Below are 16,326 nucleotides of genomic sequence, written 5' to 3'. Positions count from 1 at the left end.
TCGCTTGGTTGCTTCCGTGCCGGTCTCCCGCTACTGAAACCGTAACTAAAAGCGGTCTTTCAGCTTGCGCTGGCTATAACGTCGCCCGGCGTCTCGATTGCAATAGGCCTCGATCCCCTCCCGCCACCGATTCGAGAATTGCCCCTCGAGATCGAGGCCACCGTCCCCGACGATCACCCCTCCCTTCCGATCGCGCGGTCGCCCGTGTCAGTCCCCGTCTGACAGCCCGGATCGATACGGGCGGCCGGCACCGATCGATACCGATCGCGGCTCACCGGTCCCCGCTGGCGCTATCGCTGGTTCTATCGCTCTCGTCCCCCACCGAACTGCCCGCCCCGCAGTCACGGCGAGCTACGCCGTCGGCACGTCGAACGTCTCGAGCACTGTTCCGTCGGGGTCTCGAATCTCGCCCTCGAGGCCGCCGTCGCTATCCTCGCCGTCTTCACGCTCTTCGAGCACGGCAAAGCCCGGCCGATTCCCGCGCGGGTCGGCGTGGCTGCCGGGATTGAGCAGGACAGCCTCGTTGGTCTCGACGACGGTGGGCCGGTGGGTGTGTCCGGAGACGACGATGTCGGCCCCTCGCGAGCGGCCGAACATCGCGAGGCCCGTTTCGCCGCCGTCCAGTCGGTGCGTGACGGCGAACCTGACACCGCCCGCCTCCACGACGCGAGCCGTCGGCAGGCGGTCCCGAACCGCCGCGCTGTCGGCGTTTCCGTGGACGGCCAAGAGCCGGTCACACTCCGTCTGAAACGCCTCGAGCGCGGCCTCGCTCGTGAAATCGCCGGCGTGGATGACGGTCTCCGCTTCGCGGGCCGCGGCCAGCGCCCCGCCTGCGAGTTCGTGTCCCCGGTCGCTGTGCGTGTCGGAGAAAATCGCGATCATAGTCGCCGTTTGCCCGCCACTGACAGGTTCCTTTCGGATGCGGTCGCCGCCGGCGTCCGGATCGGGGTCGGGAATGGAGCTGATCGGCCCCGAACCGGAACCGAACCGGCTCTAGAACGGCTTACATTTTAGGCCCGCCCGTTCGTAGCCCCCGTCGATGGCCAGTAGTACCTCCGTCGTTCTCGCCGCGTTGTTCGCGAACGGCGCGATTGCGATTCTGAAATTCGGCGGGTTTATGCTCACCGGAAGCCCCGCCATGCTGTCGGAGACGTATCACTCGATCTCGGATACGGGCAATCAGATCTTCCTGCTGGTCGGGATCAAATACGGCGCACAGGAAGCGACTCGGTCTCACCCATTCGGTCACGGGAAGGCGCAGTTCTTCTACAGCCTGCTCGTCAGCGTCATGCTCTTTGGCATCGCCGGCTGGGAGAGCGCTCGCCACGGCTACGACGCGCTGACTCACGGCGGGGTCCACCGCGCTGCCGAAGATGTCACGCTGCTCGGACGGACGTTCGATCCGATCCTCGTCAACTATGCCGTGCTGATCGGTGCGATCCTCTTCGAATCCTACGCCCTCTGGAAGGCCTATCAGGGGATCAGCCGCCAGATGGACGAGCACGGGTGGACGAGCCTCCGCGAGGCGTTTAGCAAGACCAGCGACGTGACGACGCTGACCGCGCTGACCGAGGACTCCATCGCGCTGGCGGGCGCGGGGATCGCGCTCCTCGGCGTCTACCTCACCCGGACCACCGGAAACCCGATGTACGACGCCGGCTCCGCGCTGGTCATCGGGCTCATGCTCATGGGATTCGCCGTCGCGCTCGCGTGGGAGAACAAGCGACTCATCCTCGGCGAGAGCCTCTCGAAAGCGGCGGAAGACGAACTGCGACGGATCCTTTCCGACTCGGACGGCGTGGCCGAACTCGTCGACTTCCGGACCGTCTACTTCGGGGCCGAGGAACTGCTCGTCACCGCCGACGTGGCCTTCGAGCCCGGACTCGACACGGCGACGATCGACGACCGGATCAGCGAGATCGAACGCGCGCTGCAAGCCCACGACGATCAGGTCCAGAAGGTCTATATCGAGCCCGAGACCTAATCGGCCGGATTCGTTCTCGTATCGCTACGTCGCCGAATCACCGCTCTCCTCGTCCGTGTCGTCGTACCCCGCGACGACCGTCGTTCCCGGCGGCCGGTCGTTCAAGACCGCCGCCACCGTCGTCTCCGCCAAGTCCACCGTCGACTCGAGGGGCTCCCAGCCGTCCTCGGCATCGACGGCGACCGCGACGTCCGTCGGGCTCGCGCCCGCGGGAAGACGGGACGGGTCGTAGACGAGTGCGATCCGGACGGCTTCGACCGCCTTCAGCTCCTCGCAGGCGACGAGGTCGACGGGATCGCCGAGCGCGTCGACCGGCGGTTCGCGGCCGCTCTTTGCGAGCCCGAACGCGTCGGGAACGACGCCCGCCACGAGTTCGACGCGGGCCCCCGCCTGCTCGAGCGTGTATTCGGCGACGCTGCTGGAATCGTATCCCGGAATGGCCATACCGAGGCCAAGCACTCGAGACACATGTCCCTGTACCGCGCGTTCGCCGGCCGGCGGGCCCCGCCGTCGCCGGTCGATTTTTAAGGGCGGATCGAATCGAGACGAATCCTTTTATCGCAGCGCGAACCTATCATACGCTGTGTCCGAGACAGCCGGGTACATGCGCTTTTTCCCGTACGACCAGCCGTACGAGAACCAGCGCGAGGCGATGGACCGCATCCACAACTCGCTGACCCGCGGGCAGAACGTCCTCTTCGAGGGTGCCTGCGGGACCGGTAAGACCCTCTCGTCGCTGGTGCCCGCCCTCGAGGTGGCTCGCGAACAGGACAAGACGGTCGTCATTACGACCAACGTCCACCAGCAGATGCGCCAGTTCGTCGCTGAGGCCCGCGCGATCACCCGCGAGGAGTCCATCCGCGCGGTCGTTTTCAAAGGCAAGTCCTCGATGTGTCACATCGACGTCGGCTACGAGGAGTGTCAGGCCCTGCGGGACAACACCCGTGCCGTCGTCGACGCCGAGCAGGACCGCGAGCAACTCGAGGCCCGTCAGCGCGAACTGCTGGCCGAGAGCCAGGACGGCGACGGCGCGGCGGCCGACGCCCGCTCGGCGGTGATGGACGAACTCGCAGACATCGAGGAGCGACTCGAGGAGTTAGCAGAGCAGAACGTCTGTGACTACTACCGCAATAATCTCACGCAGGATACGGACGACTTCTTCGGCTGGCTTTTCGAGGACGTCCGTACGCCCGACGAGATTTACGACTACGCCGAACAGCAGGAATTCTGCGGGTACGAACTCTTAAAAGAGGGGATCGAGGGCGTCGATCTGGTCGTCTGTAACTACCACCACCTGCTGGATTCGACGATTCGAGAGCAGTTCTTCCGGTGGCTCGGCCGCGATCCCGAGGACGTGATCGCCGTCTTCGACGAGGCCCACAACGTCGAAGACGCTGCCCGCGAACACGCGACCCGAACCTGTTCCGAGCGGACCTTCGATTCCGCGCTCGACGAGTTGGCCGACAGCGACGACCCGCGCTCTGAGGACGCCGCGAACGTCCTCTCGGCGTTTCATCGCGCGCTCGTCGAAACCTACGAAGACTCCTTTGGATTTGGTGACCGCGAGTCGATCGCCGAAAACTGGGAAGACGTCCCCATCGCCAACGAGGACCGCAAGGACGACCTCACGCTCGAGTTCCTGCAGCGGTACTCCGGTAGCGGGATCGACGACGACCTCGAGGCCGCGATGACGCTGGGCCAGGAGTTAGACGAGCAGTACGAGGAGGCCTACCGCGAGGGGGAGACAGCCACGCGGACTGAGTGTCAGACCCTGCAGGCGGCCGGCTTCCTCAGCGCGTGGATGGCCGAGGGATCGGCGGAGGGGCTCTACCCGGTCGTCTCCGTCACTCGGGACGCCGGCACCGACGAGGTCTACGGCCGCGCGGAGCTGTACTCCTGTCTCCCGCGGCAGGTGACCGGCCGGCTGTTCGACGAAATCTACGCAACCGTCCTCATGAGCGCGACCATCCAGCCGTTCGAGGTCACCGAAAACGTCCTGGGACTCGAGGACGCGGTGTCGATGGCCTACGGGCTCCAGTTCCCTGAGGCGAACCGCCGGACATACGCCGTCGAGACGCCGCCGCTCTTTTCCTCGGATCGGGACGACCCCGCGGTTCAGGAAACCGTGACCGAGACGATCCACGACGCCGTCCGGATGACTCCCGGCAACACGCTCGCCTTTTTCCCCAACTACGGCGAGGCGAGCCGGTACGCCGATCGGGTCGCGAGCCGAAGCGATCGGACGGTGTACGTAGACGAACCGGGCCAGTCCGTCGAGGAGCTGCGAAAACAGTTCGTCGCGGACGACGGCGCAGTGCTGTGTACCTCGCTGTGGGGCACTCTCGCGGAGGGGGTAAGCTTCGATGGCGACGACGCCCACACGGTGCTGGTCGTCGGCGTTCCCTACCCGCATCTCGACGACCGCGCCGAGGCGGTCCAGGAGGCCTACGACGCGGCCTTCGACGGCACCGATACCGGCTGGCGCTACGCCGTCGAGATCCCGACGATCCGCAAGACCAGACAGGCTCTAGGACGAGTCATTCGGTCGCCGGAAGAGGTCGGGGTTCGCGCCCTGCTCGACCGGCGGTACTCGCGGCAGGCGAAGCCGGATCTGGGCAAGTACAGCGTCAACGGCATCTTCCCCCACGAGGAACGCGAGGAACTGATCGATATCGACCCGGGAAAACTCAAGTTCGCGATGCGCAACTTCTACGGCGACCACGACGGGTACGACGGCGAGCCGCCGGCACCGTAGCGGCTTCGTTCGAATTCAGTCGTCGGCCGACGCTTCCGGCTGCTCCCACGCGTCGTAGCCGCCGGCCATGCTCGCGACCCGCTCGGCGTCGCCGTACTCCTCGATGAGCCGGGCGGCCTGGACCGAGGTCTGGCCAATGTAACAGTAGACGACGACGTCGTCGGCCCAGTCCCGGTCGACGACGGTCTCCTCGAGTTCGTCGACGGTGACGTGCTCGGCTTCGGGGAGGTGGCCCTCGGCGTAGTCCTCGTCGTCGCGGATGTCGATGAGGTCGAACTCCGCGCCGCTCTCGATGCGTTCGCGGACCGTCTCGGGGGCGAATTCCTCGACCATTATCGTTTCCGGAGGTAGATGCGGTAGACCGCGTCGCCGCTGCGCCAGACCCGCGCGTCGGCGTCGTCGCCGACGGCTCGCGGCACGTTCTCGGTACAGGGGACGTGGTCGGTCTCTTGGACGAGCAGGTCGCCCGACTCAATCTGCTGGAGCCCCTTCTTGGCCTCGACCTGCGGGTACGGGCAGACCTCGCCCATCATGTCCTGGACGAGGTCGGCCTCCTCGAGGAGTTCGTCGGCTCGGTCGTCGCTCAGTTCGTCCGGCGCGTCGGTAACGTCGTCGATGGATGGCATTGTTTCGTGTCTCTGTTGTCGCGGTTTGTAGTTGGCGAACGATTCGATCAGATCGCACAGCCGACTTCGCGGTAGATCCAGTGGGTCATCACGTAGACGCCGGCGACGATGCCGATCGCCGCGATGAAGGAGTGGATCGAGAGCTCCGCGATGCCGGAGTAGATGTTTCCGATGTTGCAGCCGGGAGCGAGTCGCGACCCGGCTCCCATCATCAGGCCGCCGACGACGGCGTTCGGCAGCCGTCGTCGCTTCGGGACCCGCACCGAGAAGTCGCCGCTCCAGAGGGCGGCGAGGAACGCGCCGACGATGACGAACCCGATCATCACCATGTCGACGGTCATCCCGACGCCTTGGCCCTGAAACAGGACCGAGCCCCAGTAGTCGAACGATTCCGCGTCGACGCCGACCTGCGAGAGGAGGTAGCCGGTCCAGCGGGCTTCCGGACCCGTGACGCCGACGATCGAGACCTGACTGAACCACAGCACCGCCGCCGCGGTGATCCCGAGCGCGGCGGTTCGGGGATCCCACGGCTGCTTGCTCGAGGCGATAGGATGACGCCACGCCCGGGCGAGACCGCGGAAGTAGGCCACCGTTCCGCGGACGAATCCGCGGAGGCCGACGACGGGCGCGAGCAGCGCGGTCGGGGTGAGCTGTGCCGCGTCCGCGCGCTCGCCGAAGGCGGCGGCCGTCGATGCGCGGCCGGTCAGCGTCGCGTAGACGAGGACGGCGGCGACCGCGACCCCGAGCGCGAGGAGACTCCCCGGGATCGACGTGAGTTCGAACAGGGTCGCACCCGTCCCGAACGTGAGCGCCTCGAAGTACGTGCTCTCGAGCGTCGGGAAGGCGACGGTAAAGCCGGCGTAGCCGACGCCCATGAACAACAGCGTGAGCCAGAACTGCAGGTAGCCCTCGCCGGCGCGGTAGAGCGTACCGCTGGCGCAGCCGCCGGCGTAGGTCATCCCGACCCCGAAGATGAAGCCGCCGACGAGGCCGGTCAGTCCCCAGTCCGGCGTCCATAATCCCTGATAGTAGCCGAATTGGTAGGCGATACCCCAGAAGACCATCGTCAGAAGTGTCGCAGCGAGGACGCCCTTCGTGACCCGGGAGTCCTTGTAGGCGAAGAAGTCCCGGAAGGCGTTGACGAAACAGAACCGCCCCTTCTGGAGAAAGGCTCCGAGGGCGATTCCGACGATCGCTGCGACGAGTAGCGTTGAGACCACACCGATGCCAAGGGACTCGAGGACTTAACCCGCGGCCACCCGGACGACGCTACCCCGACCGTTGACGCGCTCGAGCCCCGACGACAGCGGATCCGTCGACAGAGCGAGCCGCTATTGCGGAACGATCGCTGTCGTCGGTAGCGGAGATAGCAGCGGTATTTGCAGCCGCCGAAACCGGAGACGGGGCGAATCTTTCGCCGCGCTGTCAGTCTCCACGGGACTGGCACTAGGCCGGCAGCGAAACGCGACTCACCGGCAGCTTGTACGTGCCGTCCCAGAACTCGAGTTCGCTGACCGTCCACCGGATCGGCTCGATCTCGCGGTCGGCCAGTCGCGTTGCGGTCTCGAGATCGCCGCCGCGGGCGAGGGTCACGTGCGGGACGTAGTCGCTGCCCTCGAGTCCCTCGACGGTCTCGAAGGCTTCGGTGAGATCGTCGTGAATCCCCTCGAGTCCGGGGCTCTCGACGGCGAGGTAGACGACCGGTGCCGAACCGAGCGGCGGGTCCTCGAAGTAGTCGATGCCCGTAATTTCGGCTTCGACGGCGGGGGCTCCCTCGAGCGCGCGGTGGGCGCGGTGTTGAAGCTGTGCGACGTGGTCGGCCTCGCCGAGTCGCTTGAGCAGACAGGAGTGGTCCTCGCGGACGGTCTCGAACCCGATGAGGTCGGGGTGGAGCCGGTTCGCGAGCTGGCGAACGCGACCGGGGACCGGGACGTTGACGCTGTACACTTCGATCGATATCGGAAGCGTATCGGTATCAGTCTGCTGGTCTCGGGAGTCGAACGGCCGCTGTCGACCGAGTTAGAGCTGGTCGAGCAACCAGAGGATGATCAGGACGCCGATCGCGAGTTGGATGATGGGGACGAACAGGCCGAACACGCTCGCGAGCGTGCCGAGTATCGCCTCGAGCACCTCGATGACGAGCAATACGGCGATCAGTCCGAGGACGACTTTCAGGAGGGTTTCGACCTCGAGTTTACCGCGGATATCGAGCATATGTTCACGTTCGGCTGACCGTTTGAAAAACACGTCGCTACCGCGGTCGGAAAGACCTATTTAGACGGCTACGGCATGTCATGATAATGGACGTGAGGGGGTTGCGGGCCCTGATCTGCGTGCTCGTGGTGGTTGGGTGTTCGTTCGCGGTCGTCCCGGCCGCAACCGTCGGCACGACGGACACCGGTGTCCAGCGAGCGGTGCTACAGGCCGATTCGGGTGGCGAAGAGACCGATTCGACTGCCGGTCCGCAACTCGAGGACGCCGACGAGATCCATATCGACGTGTTCATCTCCGAGAACGGGTCGGCGCGGGTGACTGTCGACTACCAGTTCCATCTCTACGGCGAGAACAGTTCCGAGGAGCAGTGGGAGCCGTTGGCGGAGAACATCTCCGACGACCCGGACCGGTACGTCGCCGCGGAGCGGACGAAATGGAACGACACCCTCACCGACGGCGTCAACGAGACCAGTCGGGAGATGGAACTCTCGAACATGTCGATCACGACGGAGCGGGCCACCGCGCCGCGGGAGGTCGGCCACGCGGTCGTCACCTTCGACTGGTCCGACTTCGCGCTGGTCGAACTGAACCGAATCGAGGCCGGGGCCGCGCTGTCCGGACTCACGTTGGAGGAGGGGACCTCGCTGCAGTTCCGCTGGCCCGAGGGGTACGCCATCCACGAGAGCGAGGGGACACCGCAGGTACAGCCCTCGCCCGATGACCAATCCAACAACTCGGTCACGTGGACGGACGAATTGAATACGCCCGAGGGCGGGCCACAGCTCGTCTTGATCAAAAGCGATGCCGCCAACGCCGACGCGGGCGGGACCGAGGAGGGACCGACGATGCCGTGGGTGTTCGTCGTCTTGGCCCTCGCACTGCTCGCGACGGTCGGCGTCGCCGGCTGGTTGCTCGGCCGGGATCACTCCGACGGTGAGACTGACGACACCGAGCCACAGACCGTCCGTCGGACCGACGGCTCGCCCGAACCCGAGTCGAACGCGGCTAACGGCCCGCCGACGGAACTGCTGAGCAACGAAGAGCGGGTCCTGCGCCTGCTCGAGGAGCGCGGCGGCCGGATCAAACAACAGGCCGTCGTCTCGGAGCTCGGGTGGACCGAGGCAAAGACGAGTCAGGTGGTCGGTGAACTACGCGAAAACGACGAGATCGACGTGTTCCGGATCGGCCGGGAGAACGTGCTGTCGTTGCCCGACGAGGAGTAGGCTACTTCTGGGTACCTCGCCGTTTCGTCCCGACTCTCGAGTTTCGTCTCCCGAACCCGACCGAACGCCCCGCTGACGACGGGAGCGCGCGATGTAGCAGGATTTAATACTGTGGCTTTGTACGCTTCTAACAATGAGTCAGTCCGTCGGCACCGCGTTCGCGGTTCCCGGTACCGACGGGTCCGTCGCTCGGCGGCGACCGCGACGATTCCGACCGGGCCTTTGAGCCCGCACTATACTACTCCCCCCCAGTTCCGGTTCGTTCCAACGTTCCCGAAATACCAGTATTTTCGGCTAGCAACCGCTCTATCCTTAATTTACGATATTGAAACCAATGAGCTTAAGTCCCTCCTTTGGCTTCACTCGAGTACGACATGACACGCGTTGCACTCGCGTTCTCGGGCGGGCTCGACACGACGGTTTGTGTCCCGCTACTCGAGGAGGAATACGGATATGACGACGTAATCGGCGTTACGGTCGACGTCGGCCAGCCGGCCGCAGAGTTCGACGAAGCCGAAGAAACCGCCGACGCGCTCGGTCTCGAGCACTACGTCGTCGACGCGCGAGAGGAATTCGCGCAACTTTGTCTCGAGAGCGTTCGCGCGAACGCGACCTATCAGGGCTACCCGCTCGGCACGGCGCTTGCCCGTCCCGTGATCGCGGAAGCGATCCTCGAGGTCGCCGAGGAACAGGACTGTACCGGCATCGCCCACGGCTGTACGGGCAAGGGTAACGACCAACTGCGCTTCGAGGCCGTCTGGCGCAGTTCGGATCTGGAAGTCATCGCCCCCGTGCGCGAACTCGGCCTGACCCGCGAGTGGGAACAGGAGTACGCCGCCGAGCGCGACCTGCCCGTCGAGGGCGGCAGCGGCGGTGACTGGTCGATCGACACCAACATCTGGAGCCGCTCGGTCGAGGGCGACGACCTCGAGGACCCGAACTACGTCCCGCCGACGGAGATCTACGAGTGGACCGACAACCCCTCGGACGAGACCGAGGAGATCGAGATCACCTTCGAGAACGGCTACCCCGTCGCCGTCGACGGCGAGGAGTACGAGCCGGTCGCACTCATCGAGCACCTCAACGAACTCGCCGGCAGCTACGGCGTGGGCCGCACCGACATGATGGAAGACCGCATGCTCGGCCTGAAGGTCCGCGAGAACTACGAGCACCCCGGCGCGACGACGCTGCTGAACGCTCACGAGTCCCTCGAGGGGCTCGTCCTCACCCAGGAGGAGCGTCAGTTCAAACAACAGATCGACCAGCAGTGGTCCCAGAAGGGCTACGAGGGTCTGATCGACGCCCCGCTCGTCAGCGCGCTCGAGGGCTTCATCGACGAGACCCAAACGCGCGTGACCGGGACCGTCACGATCCGCTTCGAGGGCGGCCAGGCCCGTCCGGTTGCCCGCGACAGCACGTTCGCGGCCTACTCGGCCGAACACGCCTCCTTCGACACGGAGACGGTCGGGAAGATCAAACAGGAAGACGCCACCGGCGTCGCGAAGTACCACGGCTTCCAGCGCCGCCTCGCGAACGAGGCGATCGCCGCTAACGCCGACGAGGCGGAAGCCGAACTCGCGACCGACGGCAGCGGAGACGACGAGGACTAACGATGACAGAGGAGAGCGCTCGCGACGGGCCCGTGTTCGAGTCGGTGGCCGCCGCGGACGGCGGAACCGACCCCGACGAAGGCGTCGTCCGCCGGGACCGCTTCAGCGGCGGCCCCGCCCGGAGCTTCCTCTCCTCGCTCGCAGCGGACGAACGGATCTTCGAGGCCGACCTCGAGGTCGACCGTGCACACACGGTCATGCTCGCCGAGCAGGGCATCATCGCGGACGACGTCGCGGGGCAGATTCTGACCGCCATCGACGCGATCGAGGTCGACGGCCACGACTCCCTGCCTGACGGCGAGGACGTCCACGAGGCCATCGAGACGGCCGTCATCGAGCGCATCGGTGCCGACGGCGGGAAGATGCACACCGCCCGCTCGCGCAACGATGAGGTCGCGGCCTGTATCCGCTACCGGCTGCGTGAGGACCTCCTCGAGGCGATCGAGACGACGCTCGCGCTGCGCGAGTCGCTGGCGGCCGTCGCCGACGACCACCGGGACACGATCATGCCCGGCTACACCCACCTCCAGCCCGCCCAACCGACCACCGTGGCCCACTGGGCGCTGGCCTACGAGGGAGCCGTTCGCCGCGACACCGAGCGCCTGCTCGCGGCCTACGACCGGGTCAACGAGTCGCCGCTCGGCGGCGCGGCCTTCGCCGGCACGACGTTCGATATCGACCGCGAGCACACCGCGGAACTGCTCGGCTTCGAGGGCGTCGTCGAAAATTCGATGGACGCCGCCTCGAGCCGCGATTTCCTGCTCGAGACGGTCCAGGTGCTGTCGACCCACGCGACGACGTTGTCGGGGCTGGCCGAAGACGTGATCATCTTCGCGAACCGCGGGTTCGTCGATCTGGCGGACGATTACTCCTCGACGTCGTCGATCATGCCCCAGAAGAAGAATCCCGACACGCTGGAACTCGTCCGCGCGGTCGCGGGCGACGCGGCCGGTGGGGTCCAGGGGCTGACGACGACGCTCAAGGGGCTGCCGCGCGCGTACAACCGCGACTTACAGCGGGCGACGACCCACGCGTGGGAGACCGTCGACGCCGTGACCGAGGCCAGCGAGGTCGCGGCGGGCGCGGTCGCGACGGCCGACTGGAACGAGGCGACGCTGGCCGCGGAGGCCGGCGAGGGCTTCTCGACGGCGACCGGCGTCGCGGACCTGCTTGCGGCCAGCGGCCTCCCCTTCAGGACGGCCCACGAACTGGTCGCGATCGCCGCCGAAAACGGGGCAGACTACGACGCACTCGAGTCTGCCGCACAGGAGGTCCTCGGCGAATCGCTCGAAGCCCACGTCGACCCCGCGGCCGTCGAGGACGCGCTCGATCCTGCAAAAAGCGTCGCGAGCCGCGACTCCCAAGGCGGTCCCGCACCCGAAGCGGTCGCCGCCCAACTCGAGTCGGCCCGCGAGGCGCTCGCGACCGACGAGGAGACGCTCGCGAACACGGCCGACGCGCTCGAGGCGGCCCACGACCGGCTCCGCGCGGAGGTGAACGGCTATGTCTGAGCCACTGGCTCGAGCGGTCCGGCGATCCCCGCGAGGGGATAATATACTGATTTCATGATATGTCGAACTGATACAGCGGGACAGTAGGGTTCTCGGTCCGTTAGAGCGTAGTGCGGAAGTATAATTTTGCTGTTAAGTTCGAAGGCTTTAAGGGATCCCGGCCCCCACGTGCGAGTACAATGACCGAATGCGTCGAGTGTGGGGCTGAGGTATCCCTGCACGACGATCTGGAAGTCGGAGAGATCATCGACTGTACGACCTGCGGTGCCGAGCTCGAAGTCGTCGATACCGAGCCGCCGGTCCTCGAGCAGGCCCCCGAGCTTGAAGAGGACTGGGGTGAGTGACCTTGCAGACGGCTGGGATACTGCCGTCCCCCGCCGCGACGCTCCGCGGAGCGCGTAGCTCCGGGGGCCCCAATCAGAGGTGGCTCGCGTGAACGTCGGCATACTCTACTCACGGATTCGCAAGGATGAGAAGCTCCTACTCAACGAGCTTCGCGAGCGCGATCACGAGATCACGAAGATCGACGTTCGAAAGCAGACCTTCGACATCAGCGAGGTCCCCGAGGAGTTCGCGGACCTCGACATCGTCGTCGACCGCTGTCTCGCCACGAGCCGGAGCCTGTACGCCACGCAGTTTTTCGAGGCCTACGGCATCCCCGTGGTCAACAGCCACGAGACCGCGGACATCTGCGCGGACAAGGTGAAAAACAGCCTCGCGCTCGAGAAGGCTGGTGTTCCCACCCCCGCGACGAAGGTCGCCTTCACGAAGGAGACGGCCATGGAGGCCATCGAGGACTTCGGCTACCCCTGTGTCCTCAAACCCGTCGTGGGTTCGTGGGGTCGCCTGATGGCCAAGATCGACTCCGAGTCGGCCGCCGAGGCCATCTTGGAGCACAAGGCGACGCTTGGCCACTACGAGCACAAGGTGTTCTACATCCAGGAGTTCGTCGAGAAACCGGGCCGCGACATTCGCGTGCTCGCGGTCGACGGCGAGCCCATCGCCGCGATGGTCCGTTCTTCGGACCACTGGATCACCAACGCCGCCAAGGGTGCGGAGACCGATGTCTTCGACCTCGACGACGAGGCGCTCGAACTGGTCCAGAAAGCCAGCGACGCCGTCAGTGGCGGCCTGCTTGGCGTCGACCTCATGGAAACCGACGACTCCTATACGGTCCACGAGGTCAACCACACCGTCGAGTTCAAAGCCCTCGACGAGGCCGTCGAGACCGACGTCGCCGGCACCGTCGTCGACTGGCTCGAGGCGAAAGCCAAAGCCGCGGATCCGGACCTCGAGGTGACCGCTTGATGGCGATCAGTACCGAGACCGGCGCGGACGAAAACGCCGAGACGGTCACCGCGAGCGTCATCGGCGGGAGCGGCTTTACCGGCGGCGAGTTGCTGCGATTGCTCGCCGGCCATCCCAACTTCGCGATCACGGAGGTCACCAGCCGGTCGAAAGCCGGCAAGAGCGTCGGCTCCGTCCACCCGCCGCTTCGCGGGTCGGACCTGCGCTTTACCGAACCTGACGACCTCGAGCACGTCGACGTGCTGTTCGCGGCGACGCCCCACGGCGTCTCGATGGGCCAGATAGACGACTTCTTCTCCATCGCGGACACGGTCGTCGACCTCTCGGCGGACTTCCGCCTCGAGAGCGAAGCGCAGTACGAGGAGTGGTACGACGGCCACGAGGCGCCGGAGTACCTCGAGAAGGCTGAATACGCCCTTCCCGAGATCAATCGCGAGAATCTCGAGGGTGCCGAACTCATCGCGGGCGGCGGCTGTAACGCCACGGCGACGATTCTGGGCCTTTACCCGCTGTTCGAGCACGACATCCTCGAGGGCGGCGAGCAAATCGTCGTCGACGTGAAGGTCGGCTCCTCCGAAGGGGGAGCCGGCGGCGGCGAGGCCTCGAGCCACCCCGAGCGCTCGGGCGTCGTGCGCCCCTACGCGCCGACGGGACACCGCCACGAGGCCGAGATCGAGCAGTTCCTCGATACCTCGGTGGCGTTTACCTGCCACGCCGTGGACATGATCCGCGGTGCCAGCGCGACGAACCACGTCTTCCCGTCGGGACCGGTCTCGAAGGGCGACCTCTGGCAGGCCTACCGCGGCTGTTACGAGGACGAACCGTTCGTCCGGATGGCCGCCGGCGGCTCCGGGGTCTACCGCTACCCCGAACCGAAGGCGGTCGCCGGCACGAACCTCGCCGAGGTCGGCTTCGAACTCGACCCGTCGAACAAGCGCATCGTCGTCTTCTCGGCGATCGACAACATGATGAAAGGCTCCGCGGGGCAGGCGATTCACGCCGCCAACGTCGCGCTGGGGCTCGAGGAGACGGCCGGACTCGAGTTCACGGGGCTCCACCCCGTGGGGGCGCCCTGAGATGACCGTGGTTGTCAAAATCGGCGGTGCACGCGCCGTCGATCCGGAAGGCGCGCTCGCCGACGTGGCCTCGCTCGTCGCGGACGGCGAGGACGTCGTGTTGACCCACGGCGGCTCGACCGCCGTCGACGAGACGCTCGAGGACCTCGGGAAAGAGCCGACTTACGTCGAGACCCCCGGCGGCGTCGTCGGGCGCTTCACCGACGAGGAGACGATGGACGTCTTCAAGATGGTGATGCCCGGCAAGCTCAACACCGATCTGGTCGAGAGCTTACAGAACGAGGGCGTCGACGCGGTCGGCCTCTCGGGCACGGACGGCAAACTCCTCGAGGGCAAGCGCAAGTCCGCCGTCCGCGTCAAAGAGGACGGCAAGAAGAAGATCAAGCGCGGCGACCACTCGGGCACGATCGAGTCGGTCAACGCCGACCTGCTCGAGACGGTCCTCGCGGGCGGCTACACGCCCGTCGTCTCCGTTCCGGTTCTCGGCAAAGAGAAGTCGGGCGGCTACACGGCAGTCAATGCCGACGCCGACCGCGCGGCCGCAGCCATTGCGGGTGCGCTCGAGGCCGATCTCGTCGTCCTCACGGATGTCTCGGGCATCTACGAGGACCCCGACGACGAGTCGACCAAGATCGACTCGGCTGCGACGCCCGACGAGTTCGAGGCCGTCAAGGCGGCCGCGGAAGGCTTCATGACGAAGAAAGTCATGGCCGCCGAGGAAGCACTCGAGGGCGGCGCATCGTCGGTTATCGTCACGACCGCCAACGCCGACAACCCGATCACGAGCGCACTCGCGGGCGAGGGCACGACCCTCGAGCCCGGCGCGCTGGGAGACGAGATCGACGAGGAAACCACACAGGAGGCTACAAAATGAGCGATTTGGACTTCGTTTCCGGTAGCAAGCCGATCGGACTCGAGCGTGGTGAAGGTCCGTATCTCTATACTGACGACGGCACGGAATACCTCGACGCGGGCGCGAGCTACGCCTGTACGCCGCTCGGCCACAGCCATCCGGCCGTCGTCGACGCGGTCCAGGAACAGGTCGGCGAGTTGACCTTCGTCGATTCCTCGTATCCCGTCCAGTCGCGCGAGGACGCCTACGCCGCGCTCGTCGCGTCCACACCCGACGGACTCGAGAGCGCGTGGTTCTGTAACTCCGGGACCGAGGCCAACGAGGCCGCACTGAAGTTCGCCCGCTCGGCGACCGGCGACTCGAAGATTGTCGCGGCGACCCGGTCGTTCCATGGACGAACGATGGGAGCGCTCGCGGCCACGTGGAAGGATAAGTACAAGGAGCCCTACGAGCCGCTGGCGGGCGACATGGAGTTCGTCCCCTACGGCGACGGCGAGGAACTCGCGGCCGCCGTGGACGACGAAACTGCGGCCGTCATCCTCGAGCCGATTCAGGGCGAAGGCGGGATCAACGTTCCGCCAGCGGGCTACCTCAAAACTGCCCGCGAGGTTACCGAGGCGGCCGGCGCGGCGCTCGTTCTCGACGAGGTCCAGACCGGCATGGGCCGCACCGGCCAGATGTGGGCCTGCCAGAATGCGGGTGTCACGCCCGACGTGCTGACGACGGCGAAGGGCCTTGGCAACGGCCTGCCCGTCGGCGCGGTCGCAGTACAGGACTGGATCGCCGACGGCGCGGCTTCCCACAACGCCACGTTCAGCGGCGGCCCGGTCGTCGGCGCAGCGGTCCACGCCACCGTCTCGACGCTGGTCGAGGAAGAGTGGCCCGCCCACGCCGCCGAAATCGGCGACTATCTCGTCACCGAACTCGAGGCGGCGCTCGGCGACGAAGTGCGCGAGGTCCGCGGTCAAGGGCTTCTCGTGGGCATCGAGTTGAAACGCGGCGCGAACCGGGTCGCTCGCGATCTGGCGATCGAGCAGCAGGTACTGGCGCTGCCCGCGGGTCGGACCGTCCTGCGACTGCTTCCGCCGCTCGTGATCGACGAGTCGGAGGCGGACCAACTCGTAGAGGCGCTGACCGCGGTCGTCGCACCCGACACAGACTCATAA

At 66.2% G+C, this 16,326-nt stretch carries 17 protein-coding genes; 10 read left to right on the top strand and 7 right to left on the bottom strand.

What is annotated here, in order from left to right:
* Positions 1 to 351 precede the first annotated feature (351 nt).
* Positions 352 to 882, bottom strand: a complete 531-nt coding sequence (locus ACJYUO_RS14445; RefSeq protein WP_494346060.1) for a metallophosphoesterase — start codon at positions 880 to 882, stop codon at positions 352 to 354.
* Between the two features lie 157 nt (positions 883 to 1,039).
* On the opposite strand from ACJYUO_RS14445, the gene ACJYUO_RS14440 reads away from it, so the two are divergent.
* Complete coding sequence (locus ACJYUO_RS14440; RefSeq protein ID WP_494346059.1) at positions 1,040 to 1,984, top strand: cation diffusion facilitator family transporter; 945 nt, start codon at positions 1,040 to 1,042, stop codon at positions 1,982 to 1,984.
* Between the two features lie 24 nt (positions 1,985 to 2,008).
* On the opposite strand, the gene ACJYUO_RS14435 is transcribed toward ACJYUO_RS14440, so the two are convergent.
* Positions 2,009 to 2,428 carry a hypothetical protein gene (locus ACJYUO_RS14435; protein WP_494346058.1) on the bottom strand — a complete coding sequence of 140 codons (420 nt, stop codon included), beginning with the start codon at positions 2,426 to 2,428 and terminating at the stop codon, positions 2,009 to 2,011.
* Between the two features lie 160 nt (positions 2,429 to 2,588).
* On the opposite strand from ACJYUO_RS14435, the gene ACJYUO_RS14430 reads away from it, so the two are divergent.
* Positions 2,589 to 4,739 carry an ATP-dependent DNA helicase gene (locus ACJYUO_RS14430; protein ID WP_494346468.1) on the top strand — a complete coding sequence of 717 codons (2,151 nt, stop codon included), beginning with the start codon at positions 2,589 to 2,591 and terminating at the stop codon, positions 4,737 to 4,739.
* A 15-nt stretch (positions 4,740 to 4,754) separates the two neighbouring features.
* Here ACJYUO_RS14430 and ACJYUO_RS14425 read toward each other — a convergent pair whose 3' ends face one another.
* The 5 genes from ACJYUO_RS14425 to ACJYUO_RS14405 all read right to left on the bottom strand — a co-directional run bounded on the left by ACJYUO_RS14425 (position 4,755) and on the right by ACJYUO_RS14405 (position 7,579).
* Positions 4,755 to 5,072, bottom strand: a complete 318-nt coding sequence (locus ACJYUO_RS14425; protein WP_494346057.1) for a rhodanese-like domain-containing protein — start codon at positions 5,070 to 5,072, stop codon at positions 4,755 to 4,757.
* On the bottom strand, positions 5,072 to 5,365 hold the full coding sequence (locus tag ACJYUO_RS14420) for a sulfurtransferase TusA family protein (protein WP_494346056.1): 294 nt from the start codon (positions 5,363 to 5,365) through the stop codon (positions 5,072 to 5,074). Before ACJYUO_RS14420 ends, ACJYUO_RS14425 begins: the two co-directional genes overlap by 1 nt.
* A gap of 47 nt (positions 5,366 to 5,412) precedes the next feature.
* Positions 5,413 to 6,585, bottom strand: coding sequence for a YeeE/YedE family protein (locus ACJYUO_RS14415; RefSeq protein WP_494346055.1), 1,173 nt, complete (start codon positions 6,583 to 6,585; stop codon positions 5,413 to 5,415).
* A gap of 226 nt (positions 6,586 to 6,811) precedes the next feature.
* Entirely contained in the window at positions 6,812 to 7,312 is a 501-nt protein-coding gene (locus ACJYUO_RS14410) for a 2'-5' RNA ligase family protein (protein WP_494346054.1), read from the bottom strand.
* Between the two features lie 72 nt (positions 7,313 to 7,384).
* Positions 7,385 to 7,579, bottom strand: coding sequence for a DUF7554 family protein (locus ACJYUO_RS14405; RefSeq protein ID WP_494346053.1), 195 nt, complete (start codon positions 7,577 to 7,579; stop codon positions 7,385 to 7,387).
* Positions 7,580 to 7,665: 86 nt separating this feature from the next.
* Between ACJYUO_RS14405 and ACJYUO_RS14400 the strand changes: the two genes are divergently transcribed.
* The 8 genes from ACJYUO_RS14400 (at position 7,666) to ACJYUO_RS14365 (ending at position 16,326) form a co-directional block, all read left to right on the top strand.
* On the top strand, positions 7,666 to 8,802 hold the full coding sequence (locus ACJYUO_RS14400) for a helix-turn-helix transcriptional regulator (protein WP_494346052.1): 1,137 nt from the start codon (positions 7,666 to 7,668) through the stop codon (positions 8,800 to 8,802).
* Between the two features lie 374 nt (positions 8,803 to 9,176).
* Positions 9,177 to 10,412 (top strand): argininosuccinate synthase, encoded by a 1,236-nt coding sequence (locus ACJYUO_RS14395; RefSeq protein WP_494346051.1) that lies wholly within the window; start codon positions 9,177 to 9,179, stop codon positions 10,410 to 10,412.
* Between the two features lie 2 nt (positions 10,413 to 10,414).
* Positions 10,415 to 11,923, top strand: a complete 1,509-nt coding sequence (gene argH, locus ACJYUO_RS14390; protein ID WP_494346050.1) for an argininosuccinate lyase — start codon at positions 10,415 to 10,417, stop codon at positions 11,921 to 11,923.
* A gap of 179 nt (positions 11,924 to 12,102) precedes the next feature.
* Positions 12,103 to 12,267 (top strand): lysine biosynthesis protein LysW, encoded by a 165-nt coding sequence (gene lysW, locus ACJYUO_RS14385; RefSeq protein ID WP_006432226.1) that lies wholly within the window; start codon positions 12,103 to 12,105, stop codon positions 12,265 to 12,267.
* An 88-nt stretch (positions 12,268 to 12,355) separates the two neighbouring features.
* Complete coding sequence (gene lysX / locus ACJYUO_RS14380) at positions 12,356 to 13,231, top strand: lysine biosynthesis protein LysX (RefSeq protein ID WP_494346049.1); 876 nt, start codon at positions 12,356 to 12,358, stop codon at positions 13,229 to 13,231.
* Positions 13,231 to 14,307 carry an N-acetyl-gamma-glutamyl-phosphate reductase gene (gene argC / locus ACJYUO_RS14375; RefSeq protein WP_494346048.1) on the top strand — a complete coding sequence of 359 codons (1,077 nt, stop codon included), beginning with the start codon at positions 13,231 to 13,233 and terminating at the stop codon, positions 14,305 to 14,307. The genes lysX and argC overlap by 1 nt, the downstream gene beginning before the upstream one ends.
* A 1-nt stretch (position 14,308) precedes the next feature.
* On the top strand, positions 14,309 to 15,181 hold the full coding sequence (locus ACJYUO_RS14370; protein WP_494346047.1) for an acetylglutamate/acetylaminoadipate kinase: 873 nt from the start codon (positions 14,309 to 14,311) through the stop codon (positions 15,179 to 15,181).
* Positions 15,178 to 16,326: an aspartate aminotransferase family protein gene (locus tag ACJYUO_RS14365; RefSeq protein ID WP_494346046.1), complete on the top strand. Its 1,149-nt coding sequence runs from the start codon at positions 15,178 to 15,180 to the stop codon at positions 16,324 to 16,326. The genes ACJYUO_RS14370 and ACJYUO_RS14365 overlap by 4 nt, the downstream gene beginning before the upstream one ends.

This window comes from Natrinema sp. CRL1 (genome assembly GCF_059162405.1).
This window is presented reverse-complemented; position numbering and strand designations above follow the sequence as displayed.

Coding starts and splice junctions, on each gene's coding strand:
- ACJYUO_RS14445 (WP_494346060.1), bottom strand. CDS start 882: ATGATCGCGATTTTCTCCGACACGCACAGCGACCGGGGACACGAACTC.
- ACJYUO_RS14440 (WP_494346059.1), top strand. CDS start 1,040: ATGGCCAGTAGTACCTCCGTCGTTCTCGCCGCGTTGTTCGCGAACGGC.
- ACJYUO_RS14435 (WP_494346058.1), bottom strand. CDS start 2,428: ATGGCCATTCCGGGATACGATTCCAGCAGCGTCGCCGAATACACGCTC.
- ACJYUO_RS14430 (WP_494346468.1), top strand. CDS start 2,589: ATGCGCTTTTTCCCGTACGACCAGCCGTACGAGAACCAGCGCGAGGCG.
- ACJYUO_RS14425 (WP_494346057.1), bottom strand. CDS start 5,072: ATGGTCGAGGAATTCGCCCCCGAGACGGTCCGCGAACGCATCGAGAGC.
- ACJYUO_RS14420 (WP_494346056.1), bottom strand. CDS start 5,365: ATGCCATCCATCGACGACGTTACCGACGCGCCGGACGAACTGAGCGAC.
- ACJYUO_RS14405 (WP_494346053.1), bottom strand. CDS start 7,579: ATGCTCGATATCCGCGGTAAACTCGAGGTCGAAACCCTCCTGAAAGTC.
- ACJYUO_RS14400 (WP_494346052.1), top strand. CDS start 7,666: ATGGACGTGAGGGGGTTGCGGGCCCTGATCTGCGTGCTCGTGGTGGTT.
- ACJYUO_RS14395 (WP_494346051.1), top strand. CDS start 9,177: ATGACACGCGTTGCACTCGCGTTCTCGGGCGGGCTCGACACGACGGTT.
- argH (WP_494346050.1), top strand. CDS start 10,415: ATGACAGAGGAGAGCGCTCGCGACGGGCCCGTGTTCGAGTCGGTGGCC.
- lysW (WP_006432226.1), top strand. CDS start 12,103: ATGACCGAATGCGTCGAGTGTGGGGCTGAGGTATCCCTGCACGACGAT.
- argC (WP_494346048.1), top strand. CDS start 13,231: ATGGCGATCAGTACCGAGACCGGCGCGGACGAAAACGCCGAGACGGTC.
- ACJYUO_RS14370 (WP_494346047.1), top strand. CDS start 14,309: ATGACCGTGGTTGTCAAAATCGGCGGTGCACGCGCCGTCGATCCGGAA.
- ACJYUO_RS14365 (WP_494346046.1), top strand. CDS start 15,178: ATGAGCGATTTGGACTTCGTTTCCGGTAGCAAGCCGATCGGACTCGAG.